This is a genomic window from Micromonospora sp. CA-249363 (assembly GCF_050950185.1).
Taxonomy (GTDB): Bacteria; Actinomycetota; Actinomycetes; order Mycobacteriales; family Micromonosporaceae; genus Micromonospora.
Window position 1 is genome coordinate 3,385,430 of sequence record NZ_CP192020.1, and the last position, 24,259, is coordinate 3,409,688.

Genomic DNA, 24,259 nt, shown 5'->3' on the forward strand with positions numbered 1-24,259 from the left:
GATGGACGCCCCGCTCACCCCCGCCGAAACCCGCCCGTGCGCCCACTGTGGAGCGCCGGTTCCGCAGCGTGTCGGCGCGGGCCGGCCGTTCCGCTACTGCCGCGACAACGACGGCGCCTGCCAACGCGCCTCGCGCAACAGTCGGATGCGCCACCGCAACGCCCCCGGCCTGCCCGGGCAGGTGGCCCGCACGTGGGAGGCGGTGGACCGCCTCGACCAGATCGTCGAGACGTTGACCGAGGCGCTGCACGCCGAGCTGTCCCCGGTGGGTGTGCAGCGCCAGCTCGCGCAGGCCCGCGCGGAGGCCGCCACCGAGGTCGCGGCCGCCCAGACCGAACGCGACGAGGCCCGCGACGACGCCGAGACCGCGTCGGCCGACGCGGCGCGCGCCCGCGAGCAGGCCCGCACGGCCCGCGCCGAGGCCGACGACGCGGTACGGCGTGCCGAGGCCGCCGCGCACCGCGCCGACGCGGCCGACGAGCGCGCCCAGCGGGCCGAGGCCGCCCGCGACCAGGCCCGCCACGACGTCAGCGCCGCCGAGGCGCTGCGTACGCAGGCCGAACGCGACCGTGACCAGGCCCGCGTCGAGGTCCGTGATCTGCGGGCCGAGCGGGACACCGAGCGGCAGCGCGCGGCCGATCTGACCGTCGAGCGGGACGCGGCGCGCGCCGACGCCGAACGGGCCACCCGGGACGCGGCCGACGCGGGCGAGCGGGCCGCGCGGTGGCAGGCCGAGGCGCAGGACGTACGCCGGCAGATCGACCAGGCCCGCGCCGACGCCGCGCGGACCCGCGCCGAGGCCGCGGACGCCGCCCGGGCCCGGGAGCAGGCCGAACGGGCCCGTGACCGCGCCCAGGCCGTGGCCGCCGAGGCCGACGGCGCCCGGCAGGAGGCCGCCGAGCTGGCCGCCCGGCTCCGCGCGGAGCTGACCGCCGCGACCGGGCAGCGGGACACCCTCGCCGCCGAGCTGAGCGCCGCCCGGCAGGCCGCGGCCACCGCCGAGGGCCGGCTCACCGCTCTGACGGTACGGCTCGACGCCGCCGAGGCCGACCGGGACGTGGCCCAGCGGCGCGTGGCGCAGCTCGGTGACCAGGTCAGCGACCTGGCGCTGGCGCTGGCCCGCCTCGGCGCGGCCGCCCCCGCCGCCGGCGTTTCCGACCCGGGGGCGACGTCACCGCAACCTTGACCGCGTTCGGGCGGTTAGGGCGTGTGTCGAAGTCCTCGTACGCCCTAACATCCCTGGTGGCAGTCACGACACGCCACCGCCGTGGCGTCCCGGTCGTGGCCGGTTACCCTTGGTTCCGGCCCGCCCGTGGACGCCTCACGCCCTCGGGCGGGAATGGGGCGACGGGAACGCGCCGTTACACCCAGAAGACCAGCACCACGAACGAGGGGAAGTCGATCATGGGCGAGCGTATGCTGCGCGGAAGCCGGCTGGGCGCGGTCAGCTACGAATCCGACCGCAACACGGAGCTCGCGCCGCGTCAGACCCGCGAGTACCTCTGCGCCAAGGGCCACCAGTTCGAGGTGCCGTTCGCCGTCGACGCCGAGGTCCCGACGACCTGGGAGTGCAAGTTCGACGGCAGCGTCGCCCGACTCGTCGACGGCAGCGAGCCGGAGCAGAAGAAGGCCAAGCCGCCGCGTACCCACTGGGACATGCTGCTGGAGCGGCGTTCGATCGCCGAGCTCGAGGACATCCTCGCCGAGCGGCTCCAGGAGGTCCGTACCCGCCGCGGCCGCGCCTGAGCCGCACCCGTACGACACGGCGCCCCGGGGTTACCCCGGGGGCGCCGTCGTGTGCGTGGGTTCAGTGGCGGCCCGGCTCGATGATCTCGCCCTCGATGGCCCGGCCACCGTCGACGACCACCGGCTGCTCCGGCTGCGGACGTGGTGGCGGCTGCGGCGCGCCCTGACGCACCCGGACCGTACGCGGCCCGAACAGGTCACCGGCGACCATCGACGACACCCGCCGCTCGGCGGCGCGTTGCACCCCGGCGCGGGCCAACCGGCGCACCGGCGGCACCATCAGCAACAGCCCGGTCAGGCCGCTCACCAGTCCGGGTATCGCCAGCAGCAGCGCGCCAGCCAGACCGACGAGCCCGTCGGTCACCTGGCGTCCCGGCGGCTGCCCGGCCTGAGCGGCCGTGCGGAACCCCCGCCAGGCGCGCATTCCCTCGCGGCGCAGCAGCACCAGCCCCAGCAGGGACGCGGCGAACACCAGCAACACCGCCGCGCCGAACCCCACCGCCCGGCCCACGACGACGAACACCGCAAGCTCCACCACCACCGCCAGCAGCAGGGCCAGCGGCACGAACCTCAGTCCTCGGCGCATCTCACCTCATCGCCATCCCGCGGCACGACACGAACCGCCCATCCAGCATGACACGGCCGCGCTCACGGCCACCGCACCTGACCGGTGGGGGTGCCGTTCAGGCTGCGGCGTACGGCCTGCCGCCGGTCCTGCACGCCCCACGCGGTGATTCGCCACAACGCCTCGGCGACGATGCGCGGGCTCATCTTGCTGTCGCCGCGTTCCCGCTCGGCGAACGTGATCGGCACCTCCACGATGCGCACCCCGGCGCGGTGCGCCAGCCGCGACAGCTCCACCTGGAACGAGTACCCCTGTGAGGTCACCGACTCCAGGTCGATGGCGTCCAGGGCGCTGGTGCGGTACACCCGGTAGCCGCCGGTGGCGTCCGAGACGGGCATGCCCAGCGCGAGACGCGCGTACAGGTTGCCGCCGCGCGACAGCAGCAGCCGCCGCAGCGGCCAGTTCACCACCCGTGCCCCGCTGGTCCACCGCGACCCGATCACCACGTCGGCGTCGCGGGCGGCCTCCAGCAGCGCCGGCAGGTCCTCCGGGGCGTGGGAGCCGTCGGCGTCCATCTCCACGACGGCGTGGTAGCCGTGCTCGCGCGCCCACCCGAACCCGGCCAGGTACGCGGCGCCGAGCCCTTCCTTGCCCCTGCGGTGCAGCACCTGCACGTGCGGGTCGCCGTCGGCGAGGGCGTCGGCGATCGCGCCGGTGCCGTCGGGGCTGTTGTCGTCGGCGATGAGGATGCTCACCGTGGGGGCGGCCCGGCGGACCCGCCCGACGATCGCCGCGACGTTGTCGGCCTCGTTGTAGGTGGGGATCACCACGAGGACCCGACCCACGCCGGGCACCTCGTCCGGACGTCGGATCGTATCGGTCGCCTGGACCACGGTTCCTCCGCTCCCGCCGGCGTACCGGCTGCTGCTATCCGGGCACGACGCGCTGGCGGCGGCGCAGCACACCCGCGCCGACCAGGGCGGCCACCGCCAGCCCGGCCAGGGCCAGTTCCGGCCACCAACCGAGGCGGGTGGCGAGGGTGCGCCCGCTGTCGAGCCGTAGCTGCCGCACCACGACCTCCCGGGTGTTGAACCCGGTGGCATCGCTTACCCGCCCGTCGGGGGCGACGAACCCGGACACGCCGACCGTGGAGGCCATCAGCGCCGGGCGGCCGTGCTCGACGGCCCGCAGCCGCACCATGGCCAACTGTTGGCGCGCCTCCGCCTCGTTGAAGGTGGCGTTGTTGGTCTGCACCACCAGCAGTTGCGCGCCGCCGGTGACGGTGTCGCGGACCACCTCGTCGTAGGCGACCTCGAAGCAGATCACGTCGCCGAGCGTCACCGGGCCGGCGCGTACCACGCCCGGGGTGCTGCCGGGTACGAAGTCGTTGCGGATCAGGTCGACCTTGTCGCTGACCTGGCGCGCGATGTCCCGCAACGGCACGTACTCGGCGAACGGCACCGGATGCCGTTTGGTGTAGAGCTGCGTCATGTCCGCGCCGGTGTCGGGTCGCCAGAGGATGCCCGCGTTGCGGACCTGCCCGGGGCCGGGTCCGAGCAGCACCGCGCCGACCAGGATGGGCGCGCGGACGGTGTCGGCGGCCTGCGCGATGCGGGCCCCGGCGGCCGGGTTGCGCAGCGGGTCGATGTCGCTGGAGTTCTCCGGCCACACCACCAGGTCGGGCTGCCGCTGCGCGCCGGAGGCGACCCGCGCGGCCAACTCCAGGGTGGCGTCGACGTGGTTGTTGAGCACGGCCTGGCGCTGGGCGTTGAAGTCCAGCCCGAGACGCGGCACGTTGCCCTGCACGATGGCGACGGTCACGGTCCCGCCGCCGCCCGCGGCGGCCACGGGCACCAGCACGCTCACCACGCCCACCGCCACGACGACGGCGGCCGGCACGACCGCCGCCAGCCACCACTCGGGCCGGGCGTCGTGGCGGGCCGCCCAGCCCCGCCAGACGGCGGCGACGAGCAGGCCACCTACGAGGGCCACGGCGAAGGTGACCAGCGGCGCGCCGCCGAGTGCGGCCAGGCGCAGCAGGGGCGAGTCGTCCTGGCTGAACGCGAGGCGACCCCACGGGAAACCGCCGAACGGGGTACGGTCGCGCAGCGCCTCCTGCCCCACCCACAGCAGCCCGGTCAGCGCCGGCCACTGCCACGGGCCCCGGTCGGCCAGCGGCGACACCCAGGCGGTGGCGGCGCCGAGCAGCGCCAGGTAGCCGGCCTGCAACAGCGACAGCAGCACCCACGGCAGGTAACCGGTGTGCAGGTTCGTCCAGGCCAGCATCGGCGCGAACAGCGCCACCCCGGTGAGGAAGCCCAGGCCGGCGCCGGCGCGTAACCGTCGCCGGTGTGCGGCGGCGGCCAGCAGGGCCACGCCGACGGGCGCGAGCGGCCACACCCCGTACGGCGGGAACGACAGCAGCAGGGCCAACCCGGCGACCACGGCCATCGGCGCGGCGACGCGCAGCGGCAGCGGCCGACCCGCGGTGACCGGCGCACCGGTCACGGTGGGGACGTGGCTCTCGTCCCGGTCCAGCGTCGTCACCGCTGCTTCACCTCGATCACCCGCCGAAGGCTACCCGGCCGCCCTCCGCGCCTGACCCGTGCTCCGCCCGCGCCCGACCCCTGCTCCGCGATCTTGCACTTTCTGTGCCGACGAACGGGGCATTCCTGCCCGTTTCGACAACAGAAACCGCAAGATCGACGCGGTGATGGGGGGTGGTCACGGTGAGGGCGCTCATGAAATCGGGGCGCGGCTTGCGCCGCGCCCCGATGCTCCCAGGCCCTTCCCGGCCGGTGGGGCGAGGATGGGGCACGCCGACCTTCGGACCGACCAGGCGGTTGACTGGCTGCCCCCGCCGGGCCGTTGTCTACTGGCCGTGCACCTCACCCTGCCCGTACACCGGTAACCGCGGCCGGTTCGCGCCGCCCCGCCGACCCCCGCCCGCTGGACCTGGCCGCCGCGACGATGACGCTGAAAACATGTCGCTCGGCCAGCGGACGAAGGGACGAAGCGAACAACAGCCGCTTCCCGTGGTAGGACTCAAAGACGGTACGTGCTGCACCCCGCCCCCTGTCAACCCACCCCGGCCTGTCGTGTGTTGCGCCACGGCGTGTCGGATCGGTGTGTCTCAGTGCGGGCACAGATGGTGGCGCACCAGCGCCTGCGCCGCCGCTCGGTGCTCCTCGGCGAGCAGCCCCGCGGCGGCCAGCACGTAGTCGACGTCCACGACCGCGCGGGCGGCGCGCGGCACGGCCCACCCGCCCGCGTGGTCGGCCAGGACGGCCGCCAGCACCTGCCCGGACGCGTCCGCGGGCGCGTGCCGCAGCACCCCACCGGAGCCCACCAGCAGCCGTACGTCCCGCAGATCCCGCCCGGCCCGCTCCCCGGTGGCGGCGCCACGGGCGTGCCGGCGCAGCGCCACCGTCGCGGCCAGGGTGGCGATCCGCGCGTCCACGGCCCGCTCGGCGTCGTCGACGGCCAGGAACGCCGGGTCGGCCGCACGCCGGGCGGCGGCGTCGGCGAGGTCGCCGGCGTCGGCGAGCAGCCGCTCCTCGACGGCGGCGCGGACCACGCCCGGCGCGCTCCACCGCATGCCGAGGTCACCCTCCACGGTGCGGGCACGCCACAGGCTGCCGGCGACCTCCCGGCCCGGCCCGGTGGCCCGCTCGTCGGGCGTGAGCACCGAGTACACGTCGGTCGTGGCCCCGCCCACGTCGACGACGGCCAGGTCACCGCCGATGGTGTCGGCCAGCACCTCCACCCCGGTCAGCACCGCGTCGGGCGTGGCCGCCCGTACCAGCCGCGCGAAACGGGTGCCCCGGGACAGTCGTTTACCACCGATGACGTGCCGCAGGAACACCGCCCGGATCGCCGCCCGCGCCGACGCCGGCGCGAGGACCCCGATGCGCGGCAGCACGTTGTCCGCGCCGCTCACCGGTACCCCGGCGCCCTCCAACAGCGCGATCAGCTCGGCGCGCACGTCGGCGTTGCCGGCCACGACGAGCGGTGTGCGCCAGCGGGCGCGGGCCAGCCGGGTCGCGTTGTGGCGGATCGTGTCGGCGTCGCCGCCGTCGGTGCCCCCCACCAGCAGCACCACGTCCGGCCGGGCCGCCCGCAGCGCCGCCAGGGCCGCCGCGTCGAGCCGCCCGGCGGCCGTGTGCACCACGTGCGCCCCGGCGGACAACCCGACCCGCCGGCCCGCCTGCGCGGTGACGAGGGCCTCGTAGCCGATGACGGCCAGCCGCAGCCCTCCGCCGGCGGACGAGCAGACGTACCACGGCACGTCGCGCAGCCCGAGCCCGGCGGTGGCCGCCGTGACCGCGGCGTCCAGGCCGCGCAGCACGTCGCTGCCCACCGTGGTGGGCGCGGCCGCCGCGCCGACGAGGACACCGGCGGCCAGGTCCACCACGGCCGCCTTGGTGTACGTGGAGCCGACGTCCGCGCAGACCGCGAGGGTCACGAGACCGCGGGTACGACCACGGTGCCGGTCGCGGTGACCGCGACGATCGGCGGGTCGAGGACGTCGGCGGCGGACTCGGAACGGTCCGGGCGGCCCCGGCACACCACGGCGCAGCTCAGCTCCAGGGTGCGGCTGCGGCTGCCCACCCGCGTCACGCGCGCCGTCACCTCGACCACGTCACCGGCGCGGATCGGCGCGGTGAACCGCACGTCGGCGTACCCGGCGAACAGGCCCTCGTCGCCGTCGGTGCGGATGCACACCTCGGTGGCGACGTCACCGAACAGCCCCAGGGCGTACGCCCCGTCGACGAGGTTCCCGGCGTAGTGGGCGTGCGCGTACGGCACGTACCGCCGGTGCGTCACCGTCAATCCGAGCCGCGCGTCGTCGCTCATCCGTCCGCCTTCCGTTGTGTGATCAGGGCGTGCACCAGGTAGCTGGCCACCTCGCCCGGCGTGGTGCCCCGGCCGAAGATCCGGTCGACGCCCAGCTCGTCGGTCATCGTCTCGTCGAAGCGGGGACCGCCGACGATCAGCAGGGGCCGCTTGCCCGCCGGCATGGCCTCCCGGAACGCCGCCGACATCTCCCGCGTGTTGTGCAGGTGCGCGTCGCGTTGGGTGACGACCTGCGAGACGAGCACCGCGTCGGCGCGCTCGCGCCGGGCCGCCTCGACCAGCTCCGGGACGCTGACCTGCGCGCCCAGGTTGGTGACCTTCAGCTCCCGGTAGTACTCCAGGCCCTTCTCCCCCGCGATGCCCTTGACGTTGAGGATCGCGTCGATGCCCACGGTGTGCGCGTCGGTGCCGATGCACGCGCCGACCACGGACAGCTTGCGCCGCAGCCGCTGCTTGACCACCGTGTTGACGTCCTTGGCCGACAGCAGCGGGAAGTCCCGCTCCACCACCTGCACGGCGTCCAGGTCGACCAGGTGGTTGACCCGCCCGTACACGACGAAGAACGTGAACCCGTCGCCCATGGGTTTGGCGTGCACCACCATCGCCGGGTCGATGCCCATCCTGGTGGCCAACTGCACCGCCGCGCCCTCGGCCCGCTTGTCGTGCGGCACCGGCAGGGTGAACGACACCTGCACCATGCCGTCGCCGGTGGTGTCCCCGTACGGGCGCACGATCGTCCTGCGCACGCCGCCGGCGCGAAGCGGCGGCGGCGTGCGCGCGGGACTGCTGTGCTGGCCGGTTCGCTCGCTACGCTCGCTCACGCCGCCGCCTCCAGGATCTGCGTGGCCGGGTTGTAGTAGTCGGCCTCGTGCGCGGCGACCCCGTCGAGGCCCTTGCCCCGGTCCGCGGGCCGCTTCATGATCCCGAACGTGCCCTCGGCGATGGCGGTGAGCAGCGTCTGCTCCCCGATGCGCTCCAGCAGGTCCAGGGCCTCACCGAGCACCTGGTTGGCGCGGCGACGGATGAACCCGCCCTCCGCCGGTACGAAGTCCTCGTGCAGCCCGCCGGCCGCGCCGAGGACGTACCGCACGTTCTGCAGGGCGATGTCCCGGTCGGACAGCCACGGCGTCACCACCGCCTCGGTCATCATCCCCACCAGCAGGATGCCCTGACCGGTCAGTGTCCCGGCCAGGTTGAAGAACCCGTCGAGCAGGTTGCCCCGGAACACGTCGCCGGTCATGTGCTTGGTCGGCGGCATCCACTTCAGCGGCGCGTCGGGGAACAACTCGCGCGCCAGCAGGGCGTGCGCCAGCTCCAGCCGGAACGACTCCGGCACCTCCGGGTTGATCTCGAAGGCGTGGCCCAGGCCCAACTGCCAGTCCGCCAGGCCCGCCTCGTGGGCGAAGAACTCGTTGAGCAGCTGCGACACCGTCACCGTGTGCGCCTCGTCGACGGCGTCGGCGGTGGTCAGGTAGTTGTCCTCACCGGTGTTGATGATGATCCCCGCCCGGGCGTGGACCTGCCGGGAGAACCGCTGGTCGACGAACGTGCGCACCGGGTTGATGTCGCGGAACAGGATCCCGTACATCGAGTCGTTGAGCATCATGTCGAGGCGTTCCAGGCCGGCCAGGGTCGCCATCTCCGGCATGCACAGACCCGACGCGTAGTTCGTCAGCCGCACATAGCGGCCCAGCTCCTTCGACGACTCGTCGAGCGCCGCCCGCATCAGGCGGAAGTTCTCCTGCGTGGCGTACGTGCCGGCGAACCCCTCGCGCGTCGCGCCCTCGGGCACGTAGTCCAGCAACGACTGGCCCGTCGACCGGATCACCGCGATGACGTCCGCGCCGGCCCGCGCCGCCGCCTGCGCCTGCGGAATGTCCTCGTAGATGTCCCCGGTCGCCACGATCAGGTAGATCCACGGCCGCTGCGCCGGGTCGCCGTGCCGCTTGACGAGCCGGTCCCGCTCGGCGCGCCGCCGGTCGATCCGCCGGATGCCCGCGCCCACGGCCCTGCGGGCCGCGGACCGGGCGGCCGTGGCCGCCCGCCCCGACGGCACGTCGAACCGCACCGACCCGGCGGCGGCCTTCTGGGCCAGTAACGTCACGTCGGCGCTGCCCTCGCGCACGAGGGCGTCGAACACCGGCGCCGCCACCCCGTGGCCCAGGCCGACGTCCGCGACGACCGCGTCGACGAGCCGGTTCACCCACGGAATGCCGTCCGGGTCGGCGCCCGCCACCCCGGCGAGGCGCAGCACCGCCCGCTCCACCGACACCGTCGTGTGGCTGCGCGCCAGGTCGACCACCGGCTGCCCGGCCCGTCGCGCCAACTCCCGCGCCCGCGCCACCAACACCGGATCAAGATCAAGCTTTCCGGTCACGCCACACCGCTCATCTGTTCGCTCACGACGACCCTTCCTCGTAGATGACCTCGCCGCGCAGCACCAGCCGCCGGCACACCGGCAGCGGCGTCGGGTCGTCCGGGCCGCGCAGGTCCGGATCCTCGGCCAGCAGCACCGGCAGGCCCCGCTCCACGCCGGCCGGCGTCGACCACACCGCGAACGTCGCCGGCGCGCCCAACGCCAGCACCCCCTCGGTGTCCAGGTGCACCGCCCGCCACCCGCCGCGGGTGTGCGCCGCGAACGCGGCCCGCACACTCATCCGCTGCGCCGGGTTGTGATGCGCCGCCGCTGCCCGCACCGACCCCCACGGGTCCAGCGGCGTCACCGGCGAATCCGACCCGAACGCCAACGCCACACCCACCGAGTGCATCGCGCCCATCGGGTTCGACTCCAACGACCGGGCCAGGCCCAGGCGCGCCTCGTACATCCGCCCCGCACCACCCCACAGCCGGTCGAACGCCGGCTGCATGCTCGCCACGATCCCGTACTCCACGAACCGCGCGATCATCCGCCGGCTCATGATCTCGGCGTGCTCGACGCGGTGCCGCGCCGCCCGCAGCCGCTCCACGCCCAGCGTCGTCGCCGCCGCCGCGAACCCGTCCAGGACCGTGCCGATCGCCGCGTCGCCGATCGCGTGGAACCCGCCCTGCAGGCCGTGCGCCGCGCAGTCCACCAGGTGATCACGCACCTGCTCGACCGTCAGATAGCCGTGACCACACCCGTCGCCGTCGCCGTACGGCTGCGACACGTGCGCCGTGCGCGACCCCAACGCCCCGTCGGCGAACAGGTCCCCACCAGCGCCCACCGCGCCCAACTCCCGGGCCCGCGCCGCGCCGCCCAGCTCACCCCAGTACCCGTACACCTCCGGCACCCCCGCGCCCGAGATGCCCAGCAGGCCCGTGAAGTCCTCCTCGTCGGAGATCTCCGGACCGCCGCACTCGTGCACCGCCGCGACACCCAGCGACGCCGCGTGCGCGAGCGCCACCCGCTGCGCCGCCACCCGCTGCGAACGCGTCACCGACCCCTGCGCCGCCGCCCGCACCACGTGGTGCGCGTCGCGCCGCAACCACCCCGACACGTCGTAGCCGGCCGCGTCCACCGCCTCCGGGCACGCCGCCAGCAGCGCCGACGACACCAACGCCGAGTGGATCGACGCCTGCGACAGGTACACCCGCCGACCACCGGCGGCCCGGTCCAACGCCGCCGCGTCCGGCAGCGTCGCGTCCGACCAACCCGACTCGTCCCAACCGTGCCCCAGCACCACCGCGTCCGCCGGCAGACCCGCCGCGAAACCCGCCACCGCGTCCAGCAACTGCCCGGCCGAACGCACCCCGGACAACTCCAGCCCGGACAACGCCAACCCGGTGTCCGTGGCGTGCACGTGCGCGTCCACGAACGCCGGCGTCACCAGCGCCCCGTCCAGGTCCACCACCCGGTCCGCCGACGGCGCGTCACCGTCGGTGCCCAACCAGGTGATCCGCCCACCGGACACCAGCAGCGCGGTCGCGCTCGGATCGGCCGGACAGTGCAACACGCCGCCGCGGTACAACGTCGAGGGGTTCGTCATGACCTCAGTCTGCCGCGATCCGCGCCGCGAAAAGCCGACGCACCCCCGGCTCGGCACGCAGCAACCCCAACGCCAACTCCGCGTGCCCCGGCACGTACCCGTTGCCCACCAGCATCGTCACGTCCGCCGCCAACCCCTCGGCGCCTAACGCCGCCGCCGAGAAGCTCGTCGCCATCGAGAAAAAGATCACCGTGCCGCCGTCCGCGGTCGCCAGGACCGCCCCGTGCTCACAACCCGGCACGTCCACGCAGACCACCGTCACGTCCGCCGGCGTACCCAACGCCGTGGTCACCGCCGTGGACAGCCCCACCGGGTCCCGGGCGTCGGCCACCGCCACCACCGACGCCAGCCCGGCCGCCGTCAGCGCGTCGCGCTCCGCCGCCACCGGAACCACCCCGACGGTACGGGCGGCGCCCGCACGTCGCGCCGCGGCCAGGGACAGCGACCCGCTCTTGCCCGCGCCACCGATCACGGCCACGCTCACCGGCGTCGGATCACCGGCCCGTTGACGGTCCTCGACGTAGCGCGACACCACCCGGGCGGTCAGCGCCGGCGCCCCGCACACGTCGAGCACGGCGAGGGACAGCTGCGGATCCTCGTCCTCCGGCAGCGCCGCCGCGATCGACCGCGCGAACAGGATCGCCCACCCGTCACAGGGCACCTGCTCGCTGCGCCCGTCCCAACGGGCCAGACCGTCCGTGATCACCAGCGGCGTCAGCGTCAACGACACCAGTGTGGCCACCCGCTCACCCGCCTTGAGCCCCAGCGGGGAACGCCGACCGGCCTCCTCGACGACGCCGATCAACATCCCACCCGACCCGGTCACCGGGTTCTGCATCTTGCCCCGCGCGGAGATGATCTCCAGCACCTCGGCGCGTACCGCGTCACCGTTCCCGCCGTGCTTCTCCGACAACTGCCGGAAGCTCGCCGCGTCCAGGTTCAGGCGCTGCACCCGGATCCGCACCTCGTTCGGCGCGATCTCCCTCGACGCGTCCAGGCGCCACGCCGCCTGCGGCAGCACCCCCGCCGGTTGCACGACGCGGTGCAGTCCCACCGGTGACGTCACGCCGACCTCCCCTGCCCAGCCGCCCGAAGCCCCGGCCAGGGCTCGCGTGACGGGAAAACTTACGGCAGACTAATTTCTTTGCCGAATATTTTCCAGTAGCCTTCGAGCTTCGATGATCAGCCGCACCACCGAGGAGGGGCCGTGACCCAGACCATCCCCCAACCCCGTCACGCCCCGGTCGCCACCCCGACCGCCGGGCAGCCGTACGAATACCACCGCCGCCCCCTGGTCGAACCCGACTGGACCCGCTTCCCCGGCTGGCGACACGTCACCCGCGACCAGTGGGAGAGCGCCCAGTGGCAGCGGGTCAACTGCGTCAAGAACATCAAGCAGCTCCGCGCCGTCCTCGGCGACACCGTCGACGAAACCTTCTACGCCGACCTCGAGGCCGACCAGAAGGCCCTGGCCACCATGTCCATGCTGGTGCCGCCACAAATGATCAACACGATGGTGCCGCACGAGCCGATGACCACCGAGGCGTTCCTCGCCGACCCGATCCGCCGCTACATGATCCCGGTGGCCTCCGACCGGCGCACCGACTGGCCCTCACACCCCTACGCCAGCCGCGACAGCCTCCACGAACACGACATGTGGGTCGCCGAAGGCCTCACCCACCGCTACCCCACCAAGGTCCTCGCCGAACTGCTCTCCACCTGCCCGCAGTACTGCGGGCACTGCACCCGCATGGACCTCGTCGGCAACTCCACCCCCGCCGTCGACAAACTCAAGCTCACCCTCAAGCCCGTCGACCGGTACGACGCCCACATCGCCTACCTCAAGGCCCACCCCGGCGTACGCGACGTCGTCGTCTCCGGCGGCGACGTCGCCAACGTCCCCTGGCGCAACCTCGAGTCGTACCTCATGCGGCTGCTCGACATCGAAACCGTCCGCGACATCCGACTCGCCACCAAGGCCCTCATGGGCCTCCCCCAACACTGGCTCCAACCCGACGTCGTCGAAGGCCTCGAACGGGTCGCCCGCACCGCCGCCCGCCGCGGCGTCAACCTCGCCATCCACACCCACGTCAACCACGCCCAGTCGCTCACCCCACTGGTCGCCAAGGCCGCCCAGACCGCCCTCGACGTCGGCGTACGCGACGTCCGCAACCAGGGCGTCCTCATGCGCGGCGTCAACGCCACGAACGCCGACCTGCTCGACCTCTGCTTCGCCCTCCAGGGCGAAGCGGGCATCCTGCCGTACTACTTCTACATGTGCGACATGATCCCCAACGCCGAGCACTGGCGCGTCCCCGTCTGGCACGCCCAGCAACTCCAGCACGACATCATGGGCTACCTGCCCGGCTACGCCACCCCGCGGATCGTCTGCGACGTCCCCTTCGTCGGCAAGCGCTGGGTGCACATGCTCACCGACTACGACCGCGAGCGCGGCATCTCCTACTGGACCAAGAACTACCGCACCTCCATCGAGTCCGCCGACCTGGAGGCGCTCAACAAGCGCTACGCCTACTACGACCCGATCGACACCCTGCCCGCCGACGGCCAGCAGTGGTGGACCGACCACCGCGACGACTGACCCCACCGACGGCGACACCCTCCCGGGGGGTGTCGCCGTCGGCCGTTCATCTCGTCGCGGTGGCCCATTCGGCCGCCACCGGAAGGCTGTAGTAGCGGGTGAAACCGCAGCCCCACGCGATCGCGTCGGCGAGCGGCGCGCCACCCCAGCGCGGCGTACCGGACACGAGCAACCGGGTGCCGACCTGATAGGCGGGGGCATGCTCGAACGTGACATCGCCCGTCCCGGCCGCTGCGGTCGGCGGTGACATGTCCACCACGGTCGTGCCGGCGGAGCCACCCCTGAACCAGGCATGCACCTGGAAGGTCACCGATCGCAGATCCTCGGGCGGATGCGTGCCACGCCCGGTACGCGCCGGCCCGATACCGATCACCGTGCCGTCGAAGGCGAACGCCTGCTCGGCGAGCGTCTCCGGTGAATACCCCTTCACGCACTGCGCCGCACCGAACGCGAGCGGATCGCCCGGCTCGACACCGGCCGGCAGACCCGCCGCCGACGCCGACGAGGAGATGATCAGCGGCTGTACCTGCGGCGTCGCGTCCGGCCGGTAGACGCCGTACACGCCCGCCGCAGCGACCACCGCCGCCGTGGCCGCCACCACCAGCAGGCTCCGACTCCGACGCCGACGGTGGACCCTGCGCACCGCCGCAGCGGCCACGGCCACCTCGTCGGGCGCCCCGGCGGCCTCGGCGGCGAACAACTCGCGCAACTCGCGCTCGGTCGACTGGTTCATCGGGCCTCCCTCTGTGCGTTCACGGCCGCGGGTCCGCGCAGGCTCGCCAGGGCACGCGAGGCGGTCGCCCGCACCGAGCTCTCGCTGACCCCCATCGCCACCGCGATCGCCGCATCGTCCAGATCGGCGTAGTACCGCAGCACAAGCACCGTGCGAGCACGCGGAGCGAGCCGGCTCAACAGCACCCGCATCTCGTCCCGTACGGCGACCGCGTCCGCCGGGTCCGCCACCGTCGCGCCAACCTCCTGGCGCAGATCGGCGGGCCGCTCCGTCGTCCAACGCCGACGACGCCAGCTCAGATGAGCGTTCACCAGCATGCGGCGCACATACGCCTCCGGGTCCGCCGCCGCGCGCACCCGCCTCCAGTGCCGGTACGCATCCGCCAGCACCGTCTGGGCAAGATCCTCCGCCAGCTGCCGGTCGCCGCTCAGAACGAACGCCAGACGCACCAGCGACCGCCCATACCCCGCCACGAAATCCTCGAACGACACGCCCGCTCCCGTCAGTGCTTCCACTTGGAGAGACGCATCGGCCACCGCCAGGCGCTGCACACCCACCCTCATCGGCACACGGCCGGACGGCGGCGACCACCTGCCGTTCGACCCGTACCCACGGCCGGAGGACCAGAGCCGTGCCGGCCTCAGCCGGCCAGGACCTCCGACAACGGCGCCGGCGTCAACCCCCGCTCGCGTAACCCGGCGAGAATGTGCGGCAACGCCTCATCGGTCATCGCCGCGTTCGCCTCGGTCACATGCATGATCACCACCGAACCGGGACGGACCTGGTCCAGCACGGCCCGCACCAACGGCTTCCACGCCTTCGCGAACGGATCACCGCTCACCACGTCCCCGTCCACCACCGTCACACCCAACGGCGCCAACGCGTCCAACGCCGCCGCATCGTGACACAACCCCGGAAAACGGAAGTACCGCGTCTGCCGACCCCCGTACGGCGCGATCACCTCGAACGTCTTCGCCACATCGGCGGCCAGCTCGTCGACCGGCAGCCGGGGCAGGTCGTAACAGTCCGCCGTGAAGGCCGCGTGCCCATAGGTGTGGTTGGCCAACTCGAAGCGCGGATTGCCGGCGATCCGCCGCGTCACCTCCGGGTACCGCCGCACCCACTTGCCGGTCAGGAAGAACGTGGCCGGCACCTGCTCCCGCTCCAGCAGGTCGAGGATCCGCAGGTTGGCGTACGACCGCACCTTGCCGCTGCGCAGGTTGGCCAGCATGCCGTCGGTCATGTCCGCGTCGAACGTCAGCGCGACCCGGTTGCCGATCCGTGGCCCGTGGTCGACCACCGGCGCCCTGGTCCCCACCGTGGACGCCCCGGGGACGCTCGGAGCTCCCGGTGTCGGAGTCCCCGTTATGGCTGCCGCCGGAACGGTGGGCCGGGCAACCGCGGCCGTCGGGGAACCCGTCGGTGCGACATTTCCGGCCACCAGCGACGCCGACGCCGAGGGCGAGGGCGTGGCGGGCGAGCCGACGAACACCGGCCGCTCCGGCGGCGGCACCCGAGACGCCGCACACCCACCAACGCCAAGAGAGGCCGCCACAACCAGTACGCCACACCAGAAGAGGCGAAGCCGGGGTCCGATCACGCGCCGCATCATCGCAGAAGCGAGTACGTCTCACCGCCCCGCCCAGCATGCGCCGATCTTGCACTTTCTGTTGCGGCATAAGGGGTATTCCACCTGTTCCGATAACCGAAAGTGCAAGATCGGCGCACTGGGAGGCGGGCTACGGCGTGGGGGTGCGGGGGGCGTACATGATGATCGCTACGCCCAGCAGGCAGAGCGCCGCGCCGGTCACGTCCCAGCGGTCCGGGCGGAAACCGTCCACCACCATCGCCCAGCCCAGCGAGCCGGCCACGAACACCCCACCGTACGCGGCCAGGATGCGGCCGAAGTTCGGGTCCGGCTGGAACGTGGCCACGAAGCCGTAACAGCCCAGGGCGACCACACCGGCCGCGATCCACCACAGGCCGCGCTGCTCACGCCAGCCCTGCCAGACCAGCCAGGCGCCCCCGATCTCGGCCAGGGCAGCCAGCGCGAACAACACCAGCGAACGAAGCACAGTCACGCCGCCGACCCTAACGGTCCGCACGCATGGGGTCCCCGAGCAGCATCTGCTCGGGGACCCCATCACCGCTCAGGTCACTTGTTGAAGGCGTCCTTCACGTTGCGACCCGCGTCCTTCATGTTCTGACCGGCCTGCTTGGCGCGCGCGTCGCCCTTCTGGCTCGCGCCGTCACCACGCATCGACTCATTGTCGGTCATGTCGCCGACCCGCTCCTTCGCGGCGCCGGCCATCTGCTCGACCTTGTTCTTTGCCTTCTCGGTGAAGCTCATCGCGCCTCCTCGGTCTGGCGGTTGTCTCCGCTTGCATGCCCGGTCTCCCGGTGCCGAAACCGGCAGTGCCGGTCGGCACAACCGCTAAGGCATCCTAGGAAGATAGGTTGAGGGAGGCTGGCCCGGGCCCTGCCGCCACGGTGGTTAACTGGCCGCATGGGAGAGCTCCTGCTGATCCGGCACGGCGAGACCACCTGGAGCGCCAGCCTGCGGCACACCTCGTACACCGACCTGGAGCTGACCCCCGACGGCGAGCGACAGGCCCGCACCCTCGCGGCGTTCCTCGCCGGCCGGCGCTTCGCCACCGTCCTGGCCAGTCCCCGCTCCCGGGCGCTGCGCACCGCACAGCTCGCCGGGCTCACCGTCGACGCCGTCGACGAGGACCTCAGCGAGTGGAACTACGGCGAGTACGAGGGCCGCACCACCGTCGACATCCACGACGACGACCCGCACTGGAACATCTGGACCGACGGCTGCCCCGGCGGGGAGTCACCCGCCGAGGTGGGCGAGCGCCTGGACCGCGTGCTGGCCCGCGTCACCCCGCTGCTCGACCGCGGCACCGTGGCCCTCGTCGGACACGCGCACAGCCTGCGGGTGCTGGGCGCCCGCTGGATCGGGCTGCCACCGTCCGCCGGAGGACGACTGCGCCTGGACACCGCCACGGTCAGCGCGCTCGGTCACGAGCACGGCCGGCAGGTCATCCTGCGGTGGAACCAGCCGGCTCCTCCGGCGCCCGGGACCGCGACCGACCAGGCGCCCCGGCACTGATCTTCGGCGGACGGTTCTCGTACGGCGTGGACAGCACCACCGTCGTCCGGGTCGTCACGTTCGCCGAGGTGCGGATCTCCTGCAGGACCCGCTCCAGGTCGGTCGGACTTGCCACCCGGACCAGCAGCAGGTAGAAGTCCTCCCCCGCCACCGAGTAGCACGAGTCGATCTCGGGCAGGTGGGCCAGCCGCTCCGGCGCGTCGTCCGGCTGCGACGGGTCGAACGGCCGGATCGCCACGAACGCGGTCAACGGCAGGTCCAGCGCCTCGAAGGAGACCCGGGCCGCGTACCCCTTGACGACGCCGCGTTGCTCCAGCCGCCGCACCCGCTGGTGCACGGCGGACACCGACAGTCCCACCCGCTCGGCCAGGTCGGTGTACGACAGGCGGCCGTCACTGGTCAGTGCGGCGACGATGGCGCGGTCGATCTCCTCCACGGCGAGCAACCTACCGGGAAATCGGCGCGACGGCGACGCGGAACCCGCCGCGCCGCCCCGGGCCCGGTCAGCTCCGGGCCAGCGCCCGGGAGATCACCAGTCGCTGGATCTGGTTGGTGCCCTCCACGATCTGCAGCACCTTCGCCTCGCGCAGGTACCGCTCCACCGGGTGGTCGGCCACGTAGCCGGCCCCGCCGAGCACCTGCACGGCGTCGGTGGTCACCCGCATGGCCATGTCGGTGGCGAACAGCTTCGCCTTCGCCGCCTCGATCGAGTACGGTCGCCCGGCGTCGCGCAGCCGCGCCGCCGCCAGGGTCAACGCGCGGGCGGCGGAGATCTGGGTCGCCGCGTCGGCGAGCAGGAAGCCCAGGCCCTGGAAGTCGATGATGGACCGGCCGAACTGCTGCCGCTCCCGCGCGTAGCCGACCGCGTAGTCCAGCGCCCCCTGGGCGAGCCCGACCGCGCAGGCCGCGATACCGAGCCGCCCCGAGTCCAGCGCGGACATCGCGATGGCGAATCCGGCGCCCTCGCCACCGACCAGCCGGTCCGCCGGCACCCGTGCCTCGTCGAAGACGATCTGCGCCACCGGCGAGGAGCGCAGCCCCATGGTCCGCTCCGCCGCCTGCGGCGCGATGCCGGGGTTACCCGCGTCAGCCACCAGGCAGGAGATGCCCTTCGGACCGGGCCCACCGGTGCGGCAGAACACGTTGTAGAAGTCGGCGCTGTGGGCGTGCGTGATCCACGCCTTGGTGCCGGAGACGACGTACGCGTCGCCGTCGCGGACGGCCCGGGTGCTCAGCGACGCCGCGTCCGAGCCACCCTGCGGCTCGGAGAGGCAGTACGCGCCGAGCAGTTCGCCGCCGAGCATGTCCGGCAGCAACTTGCGCTGCTCGTCGGTGCCGAACGCGGCCACCGGGTAGCAGCTCAGGGTGTGCACGCTGACCGCCTCGGCGACCGCGAGCCACCGGCTGGCCAGGATCTCCAGCACCTGGAGGTACACCTCGTACGGCTGTGCCGCGCCGCCGTCCTCCTCGGCGTAGGGCAGGCCGAGCAGGCCGGCGCGGCCGATCGTGCGCAGTACCTCGCGGGGGAACTCGGCGCGTTCCTCGAAGCCGGCGGCCTTGGGCGCCAGCTCGCGGTCGGCCAGCTCGGTGGCGAGGTCCAGCAGGTCGTGGGCCTCGTCGGTGGGGAGGATCCGGTCGACAGTCATAGCGCGATGAGCTCCGTGGGGGTGATGTTGAGCCGTTGCACGCCGTCCGTCGTGCAGACGACGATGTCCTCGATGCGGGCGCCGTGCCGGCCCGCCAGGTAGATGCCCGGTTCGATGGAGAACGCCATGCCCGCCTCCAGCGGCCGGTCGTTCCCGGCCACCAGGTAGGGCTCCTCGTGACCGTCCAGGCCGATCCCGTGCCCGGTGCGGTGCAGGAACGCGTCACCGTATCCGGCGGCCGTGATGGGCGCCCGGGCCGCCGCGTCGGCCGCCGCCGCGGTGAGGCCGGGCCGGACCGCCGCCACCGCCGCGCGCTGGGCGGCGTCCAGCACCGCGTAGTAGTCCACGAACTCGGCCGGCGCGGGCCCGCCCGCCACGTACGTGCGGGTGCAGTCCGAGCGGTACCCCGTCGGCATGGTGCCGCCGATGTCGACCACCACCGGCTCGCCGACGCCGATCGGCCGGTCCGAGGTGCCGTGGTGCGGGCTCGCCCCGTTGGGGCCGGCGGCCACGATGACGAAGTCGACGCTGACGTGCCCGGCGGCGCGGATCGCCGCGGCGATGTCGGTGGCCACCTCCGCCTCGGTGCGCCCGGGTCGCAGCCACTCGCCCATGCGCAGGTGCACCTCGTCGATCGCCGCGCCGGCCTCGGCGAGCGCCGCGACCTCCGCCGGAGACTTGCGGATCCGCAGCTCGCGCAGCACCTCGCCGGCGAGCCGCTGCGCGGCGCCGGGCAGCGCCGCACGCAGGGCGAGGACCTGCTCGGCCCACATCCGGTCGGCGAGCCCGACCGCCGCCGCCGGGCCGTCGAGGGCGGCGACGACCAGGGGGTACGGATCGGAGCCGTCGGGGTGGTCGACGACGCGCAGACCGGTGGTGACCGCCGCCTCGGCGGCCGGACGTTCCAGTCGGGGCACCACGAGCGTGGGTTCGCCCTCGGCGGGCAGCACCAGGCAGGTCAGCCGCTCCCCCGCGTGGGCGTCGTAGCCGGTCAGGTAGCGCAGGTCGGAGCCGGGGGTGAGCAGCAGCGCGTCCAGGCCGGCGGCGGCGGTGGCGCGCTGCGCGGCGACCAGCCGGTCCGGCGGGTACAGCTCGTCGATTCCCACCCCGTCAGCTTAACGGTCGTTTGGGGACCGCCAGAAGTCGCGTACGCCCCGCGAACGGAAATCCACCGGCGTTGATTGACTCTGACAGTTAACACTCTTTAAGATTTGGCCACCTCGAGGCCACCCGTTCCTGCGTCCCCCACACGTCCCGCCCGCGAAACCCTGCGTGGGCGGGTGTCGTCCCCCGCCCACGGGAAGGCCCCCATGTCCTCACCACTGCGCCGCGCCCTCAGCGCCGGTCTGCTCGCCCTGGCCACCGCCGCCGCCACTGTCACCCTCGTGCCCACCGCCGCGCAGGCCGTGGTGCTGCCGAACGGTTTCAAGAGCGTGGGCTACATGCCCTCGTGGGCGGGCAACGTCAACACGATCCAGTACAACAAGCTGACCCACATCAACTACGCCTTCGTGCTGCCCAACAACGACGGCAGCCTGCGCGCCGTGGAGAACCCGAGCAAACTCTCCTCGCTCGTCTCCCAGGCGCACGCCAACAACGTCAAGGTCTCCATCGCCGTCGGCGGCTGGAACGACGGCAACGACTCGGCCTTCGAAGCCCTCGCGGCCAACTCCGGCAGCCGCACGGCGTTCGTCAACAACCTGGTCAACTTCGTCAACCAGTACAACCTCGACGGCGTCGACATGGACTGGGAGTACCCCGACCCGGGCGCCTCGGCCAACAACTACACCCAGCTCATGACCCAGCTCGGCAGCGCGATGCACAGCCGCGGCAAGCTGCTCACCGCGGCCGTCGTCTCCGAGGGCTACTACCTCGACGGTGTGCCGACCGCCGTGTTCAGCCAGGTCGACTGGCTGAACATCATGGCGTACGACGGCGGTAGCCCGCACTCCAACTACGACTGGTCGATCAACAGCATCAACCTGTGGAAGTCCCGTGGACTGCCGGCCAGCAAGGCCGTCCTCGGCATCCCCTTCTACAGCCGTCCCGGCTACTACACGTACTCGGCGCTCGTCGCCCTGGACCCGGCCAACGCCAACCGGGACTGCACCACGGCCGGCGGCGCGCAGCAGTGCTACAACGGCATCCCCACCGTCAAGCGCAAGACGCAGTGGGCCCTGGCCAATGCCGGCGGCGTGATGAACTGGGAGCTGTCGCAGGACACCACCGGCTCCACCTCGCTGGTGAGCGCCATGTACGACACCATCATGGGCGGCACCACCCCGCCGCCGTCGGGTCGTACCGGCCGGATCACCGGGCTCGGCGGCAAGTGCGTCGACGTGGCGGCCGCGAGCACCGCCAACGGCGCCGCCGTTCAGCTCTACACCTGCAACGGCACCAACGCGCAGACCTGGACCGTGGCCACCGACGGCACGCTGCGGGCCCTCGGCAAGTGCGCCGACATCACCAGCGGCTCCACCGCCAACGGCGCGAAGGTGCAGATGTACGACTGCAACGGCAGCGGCGCGCAGGTGTGGCAGGCGCAGTCCAACGGCACGCTGCGCAACCCGCAGTCGAACAAGTGCCTCGACGTCACCGACAACACCTCGGCCGACGGCACCCGCCTGCAGATCTGGGAGTGCTTCGCCGGCGCCAACCAGCGCTGGACGCTCCCGGCCTGACCCGACCCGTACGCCTCGATCCCCGGTTGACGCCCCCGCGTCAGCCGGGGATCGTCGCGTGGTCGCGGGCCAGGGCCAGCATCTCGTCGACCGACCCGGCCGGATCGGTGACCGGGAACTGCACCGCCCGCACCACCGACGTCGGATCGACAAGCATCGTCAGTCGCTTGAACCGGGTCACGCCGCCGGCCCGGAAGGTGGGCAGCAGCAGACCGGCGGCGAGCCGGCCGTCCTCGTCGGACAGCAGCGGAAACGGCAACCCGGCGTACGCGGTGAAGTCGGCGAGCTGGTCCGGTCGTTGGGTGCTGACGCCGTACACCCGCACCCCCAGGTCCCGGAACCGCGGATACCGGTCGGCGTAGGTGGTCGACTCCAGGGTGCAGCCCCGCGCGCCCGGGATGTCGGCCCACCCGGGCGGATAGGCGTTCACGCCGGGCGCGTACGCGCCCGGGAAGAGGTAGAGGACGCTCCAGGCGTCCGGCGAGGCCACCGGGACCGGCCGTCCGTCCGGCCCGGGCAGGACGACCTCGGGCAGTCGCCGCCCGACGAGGTGCTGCACCCGTCGCGCCTCGGCGGAGGCGTCGTCGGCGGTCGCCGTCAGTTTCCCGTCCCCCATCAGATGCCTCGTTCCCCAGTCCTGTAGGGCGATCAGCACCGGCAGCAGTCCTTCGCCCCGCGCGGTGAGCAGATAGTCGTGCCGTGGCGGGTGCGCGGAGTACGGGCGACGTTCGAGAACGCCGTGCTCCACCAGCGCGGCCAGGCGTTCGGTCAGCGCCCGTCGGCTGACGCCCAGCTCGCGCTGGAGCGCGTCGAAGCGGGTCGTGCCGCCGGCGACGTCGCGCACGATGAGGAACGTCCACCAGTCCCCCAGCACACCGAGCGCCTGCGCGATGCCGCAGTCCGCGTCGGCGAGATCCTCCCGTCGCACCCGCTTCCTCCCTCAGTCCTGACCCGACTATAGTCCGTTCCATAATGGAACGCACCGACACCGGGCACATCTCGGCGCGACGAACGGGGGCCGACGACATGCACGTCGACGAACGGGCCGGGGTGTTCTGGCGCTGGTGGACCGCCGGCACGACCAGCCTGGTCGGGTCGGCGGTCGGCGCGGTGGCGCTGCCGCTCACCGCGCTGGTCGTCCTGGACGCCTCCGCCTGGCAGATGGGACTGATCGCTGCGGCCAGCTACGTCGCCTGGATCGTGATCGGCCTACCCGCCGGCGTCATCGTGCAGCGCCTACCGCTGCGCGGCGCCCAGGTCGGTGCGGACGTGGCCCGGGCTCTCGCCGTCGCGTCGATCCCACTGGCCTGGTGGTGGGGGCAGCTCACCGTGACCCACCTGGTGGTCACCGCGCTCGTCGTCAGCTTCGCCAACGTGCTGTTCGACGTGGCCAACTCGACCTTCCTGCCCAGCATCGTCGAACGCGAGCAGTTGCAGTCGCGCAACAGCCTCACCTCGGCCACCCACGCCGCGACCCTGCTCAGCGGCCCGTCCCTCGGCGGGCTCGCCGTGCAGGCGCTCGGCGCGGTGCCCACCCTGCTCGTCGACTCGGCCAGCTACCTCGTCTCCGCGGCCCTCCTGCGTACCCTGCCCGCGCGCCGAGTCGACGCGCCGGAACACTGGCCGCCGGTCGGTGAGCTGATCCGCGAGGGCTGGCGCTACGCCGCGTACCACCCGGTCATCGGCCCGTGCATGTGGGCCGCGACGGCGATGAACTTCGTCTGTGGCGCGCAGTTCGCGCTACACCCGCTCTACCTGGTCCGCGACCTGCACGCGCCGGCCGGCCTGGTCGGCGTCCTGCTCGCCGTCGAGGGCGTCGGCGCGCTGGCCGGCGCTGCCCTGACCACCCGGATCACCACGCGGCTCGGCAGCGCCCGCGCGCTGGTCGCCGCCGGATTCACGACGGTCGTCGGAGCGTTCCTGATCCCCGGCGGCACCGGATGGCCCGCGTACGTCGCCTTCGCCGCCGGCAGCATCGTCTTCTCCCTCGGCACGGTCGTGCTCAGCGTGATCACGCGGACGTACCGGCAGATCGCCAGCCCGCCCGAGCTCCTGTCCCGGGTGATGGCGACCGTGCGGTTCGTCTCCTGGGGCGCCATCCCGGTCGGCGGGCTGGTCGCGGGCGCGCTGGCCGGCCCGCTCGGCGCGCGCGCCACCCTGCTCGTCTTCGCGGCGACCCTGATCGGTGCGCCCCTGGTGCTGCTGCTCTCCCCGGTCCGGCACCTGCACGACCTCACCGACCATGACCGCGACGAGAGCCCGCGTCCGGTCGTCACCACCGGTCGGTGAGCGCGTCCGACAACAGACCGTCGGCCACCCGGCGGGCCCGGGCCGGCTCGCACGCTGGTT

General features: G+C 73.1%; 24 protein-coding genes. 6 read left to right on the forward strand and 18 right to left on the reverse strand.

The features are described 5' to 3' along the window. The first annotated feature begins 1 nt into the window (after window position 1). Window positions 2–1,186 (forward strand): hypothetical protein, encoded by a 1,185-nt coding sequence (locus ACQPZK_RS15670; protein WP_433538994.1) that lies wholly within the window; start codon window positions 2–4, stop codon window positions 1,184–1,186. A 218-nt stretch (window positions 1,187–1,404) separates the two neighbouring features. Further along, window positions 1,405–1,746, forward strand: coding sequence for an RNA polymerase-binding protein RbpA (locus ACQPZK_RS15675; RefSeq protein WP_046564157.1), 342 nt, complete (start codon window positions 1,405–1,407; stop codon window positions 1,744–1,746). A gap of 61 nt (window positions 1,747–1,807) precedes the next feature. On the opposite strand, the gene ACQPZK_RS15680 is transcribed toward ACQPZK_RS15675, so the two are convergent. The 9 genes from ACQPZK_RS15680 to ACQPZK_RS15720 all read right to left on the reverse strand — a co-directional run bounded on the left by ACQPZK_RS15680 (window position 1,808) and on the right by ACQPZK_RS15720 (window position 12,187). After that, entirely contained in the window at window positions 1,808–2,332 is a 525-nt protein-coding gene (locus tag ACQPZK_RS15680; protein ID WP_433538995.1) for an FxsA family protein, read from the reverse strand. A 62-nt stretch (window positions 2,333–2,394) separates the two neighbouring features. Further along, entirely contained in the window at window positions 2,395–3,183 is a 789-nt protein-coding gene (locus tag ACQPZK_RS15685) for a polyprenol monophosphomannose synthase (RefSeq protein WP_433539226.1), read from the reverse strand. Window positions 3,184–3,238: 55 nt separating this feature from the next. Further along, entirely contained in the window at window positions 3,239–4,849 is a 1,611-nt protein-coding gene (gene lnt, locus ACQPZK_RS15690; RefSeq protein ID WP_433539227.1) for an apolipoprotein N-acyltransferase, read from the reverse strand. 595 nt (window positions 4,850–5,444) lie between these two features. Beyond that, on the reverse strand, window positions 5,445–6,776 hold the full coding sequence (locus tag ACQPZK_RS15695; RefSeq protein ID WP_433538996.1) for a glutamate mutase L: 1,332 nt from the start codon (window positions 6,774–6,776) through the stop codon (window positions 5,445–5,447). Beyond that, window positions 6,773–7,168: a hotdog domain-containing protein gene (locus ACQPZK_RS15700; protein ID WP_433538997.1), complete on the reverse strand. Its 396-nt coding sequence runs from the start codon at window positions 7,166–7,168 to the stop codon at window positions 6,773–6,775. Before ACQPZK_RS15700 ends, ACQPZK_RS15695 begins: the two co-directional genes overlap by 4 nt. Beyond that, complete coding sequence (locus ACQPZK_RS15705; RefSeq protein WP_433539228.1) at window positions 7,165–7,866, reverse strand: OAM dimerization domain-containing protein; 702 nt, start codon at window positions 7,864–7,866, stop codon at window positions 7,165–7,167. The genes ACQPZK_RS15700 and ACQPZK_RS15705 overlap by 4 nt, the downstream gene beginning before the upstream one ends. Window positions 7,867–7,985: 119 nt before the next feature. Further along, entirely contained in the window at window positions 7,986–9,545 is a 1,560-nt protein-coding gene (locus ACQPZK_RS15710) for a lysine 5,6-aminomutase subunit alpha (protein ID WP_433538998.1), read from the reverse strand. 22 nt (window positions 9,546–9,567) lie between these two features. Further along, window positions 9,568–11,133 (reverse strand): amidohydrolase, encoded by a 1,566-nt coding sequence (locus tag ACQPZK_RS15715; protein ID WP_433538999.1) that lies wholly within the window; start codon window positions 11,131–11,133, stop codon window positions 9,568–9,570. A gap of 4 nt (window positions 11,134–11,137) precedes the next feature. Beyond that, window positions 11,138–12,187 carry a zinc-binding alcohol dehydrogenase gene (locus ACQPZK_RS15720; protein WP_433539229.1) on the reverse strand — a complete coding sequence of 350 codons (1,050 nt, stop codon included), beginning with the start codon at window positions 12,185–12,187 and terminating at the stop codon, window positions 11,138–11,140. Window positions 12,188–12,340: 153 nt separating this feature from the next. Between ACQPZK_RS15720 and ACQPZK_RS15725 the strand changes: the two genes are divergently transcribed. After that, window positions 12,341–13,732, forward strand: a complete 1,392-nt coding sequence (locus ACQPZK_RS15725; RefSeq protein WP_433539000.1) for a KamA family radical SAM protein — start codon at window positions 12,341–12,343, stop codon at window positions 13,730–13,732. A gap of 46 nt (window positions 13,733–13,778) precedes the next feature. Here ACQPZK_RS15725 and ACQPZK_RS15730 read toward each other — a convergent pair whose 3' ends face one another. The 5 genes from ACQPZK_RS15730 to ACQPZK_RS15750 form a co-directional block, all read right to left on the reverse strand. After that, window positions 13,779–14,465 (reverse strand): hypothetical protein, encoded by a 687-nt coding sequence (locus ACQPZK_RS15730; protein WP_433539001.1) that lies wholly within the window; start codon window positions 14,463–14,465, stop codon window positions 13,779–13,781. Then, complete coding sequence (locus ACQPZK_RS15735; RefSeq protein WP_433539002.1) at window positions 14,462–15,016, reverse strand: sigma-70 family RNA polymerase sigma factor; 555 nt, start codon at window positions 15,014–15,016, stop codon at window positions 14,462–14,464. The genes ACQPZK_RS15730 and ACQPZK_RS15735 overlap by 4 nt, the downstream gene beginning before the upstream one ends. Window positions 15,017–15,105: 89 nt before the next feature. Beyond that, window positions 15,106–15,783 (reverse strand): polysaccharide deacetylase family protein, encoded by a 678-nt coding sequence (locus ACQPZK_RS15740; RefSeq protein WP_433539003.1) that lies wholly within the window; start codon window positions 15,781–15,783, stop codon window positions 15,106–15,108. 421 nt (window positions 15,784–16,204) lie between these two features. After that, complete coding sequence (locus ACQPZK_RS15745) at window positions 16,205–16,546, reverse strand: YnfA family protein (RefSeq protein WP_433539004.1); 342 nt, start codon at window positions 16,544–16,546, stop codon at window positions 16,205–16,207. Window positions 16,547–16,620: 74 nt separating this feature from the next. After that, the gene (locus ACQPZK_RS15750) at window positions 16,621–16,815 is read right to left on the reverse strand and encodes a CsbD family protein (RefSeq protein ID WP_433539005.1); all 195 of its coding nucleotides are present in this window, start codon (window positions 16,813–16,815) and stop codon (window positions 16,621–16,623) included. Between the two features lie 156 nt (window positions 16,816–16,971). Between ACQPZK_RS15750 and ACQPZK_RS15755 the strand changes: the two genes are divergently transcribed. After that, a complete protein-coding gene (locus ACQPZK_RS15755) occupies window positions 16,972–17,583 on the forward strand; it encodes a histidine phosphatase family protein (protein WP_433539006.1) in 612 nt (203 codons plus the stop codon). Here ACQPZK_RS15755 and ACQPZK_RS15760 read toward each other — a convergent pair. The 3 genes from ACQPZK_RS15760 to ACQPZK_RS15770 form a co-directional block, all read right to left on the reverse strand. Next, window positions 17,513–18,019 carry an Lrp/AsnC family transcriptional regulator gene (locus tag ACQPZK_RS15760; protein ID WP_433539007.1) on the reverse strand — a complete coding sequence of 169 codons (507 nt, stop codon included), beginning with the start codon at window positions 18,017–18,019 and terminating at the stop codon, window positions 17,513–17,515. The two genes, ACQPZK_RS15755 and ACQPZK_RS15760, sit on opposite strands and share 71 nt — an antisense overlap. A 67-nt stretch (window positions 18,020–18,086) precedes the next feature. Beyond that, a complete protein-coding gene (locus ACQPZK_RS15765) occupies window positions 18,087–19,229 on the reverse strand; it encodes an acyl-CoA dehydrogenase family protein (RefSeq protein WP_433539008.1) in 1,143 nt (380 codons plus the stop codon). Further along, entirely contained in the window at window positions 19,226–20,335 is a 1,110-nt protein-coding gene (locus ACQPZK_RS15770; protein ID WP_433539009.1) for a M24 family metallopeptidase, read from the reverse strand. Before ACQPZK_RS15770 ends, ACQPZK_RS15765 begins: the two co-directional genes overlap by 4 nt. Before the next feature lie 204 nt (window positions 20,336–20,539). On the opposite strand from ACQPZK_RS15770, the gene ACQPZK_RS15775 reads away from it, so the two are divergent. Continuing rightward, window positions 20,540–21,910, forward strand: coding sequence for a glycosyl hydrolase family 18 protein (locus ACQPZK_RS15775; RefSeq protein WP_433539010.1), 1,371 nt, complete (start codon window positions 20,540–20,542; stop codon window positions 21,908–21,910). 40 nt (window positions 21,911–21,950) lie between these two features. Here ACQPZK_RS15775 and ACQPZK_RS15780 read toward each other — a convergent pair whose 3' ends face one another. Further along, window positions 21,951–22,838 (reverse strand): winged helix-turn-helix transcriptional regulator, encoded by an 888-nt coding sequence (locus tag ACQPZK_RS15780; protein ID WP_433539011.1) that lies wholly within the window; start codon window positions 22,836–22,838, stop codon window positions 21,951–21,953. 98 nt (window positions 22,839–22,936) lie between these two features. Between ACQPZK_RS15780 and ACQPZK_RS15785 the strand changes: the two genes are divergently transcribed. Continuing rightward, a complete protein-coding gene (locus tag ACQPZK_RS15785) occupies window positions 22,937–24,199 on the forward strand; it encodes an MFS transporter (protein ID WP_433539230.1) in 1,263 nt (420 codons plus the stop codon). The last annotated feature ends 60 nt before the right edge of the window (window positions 24,200–24,259 follow it).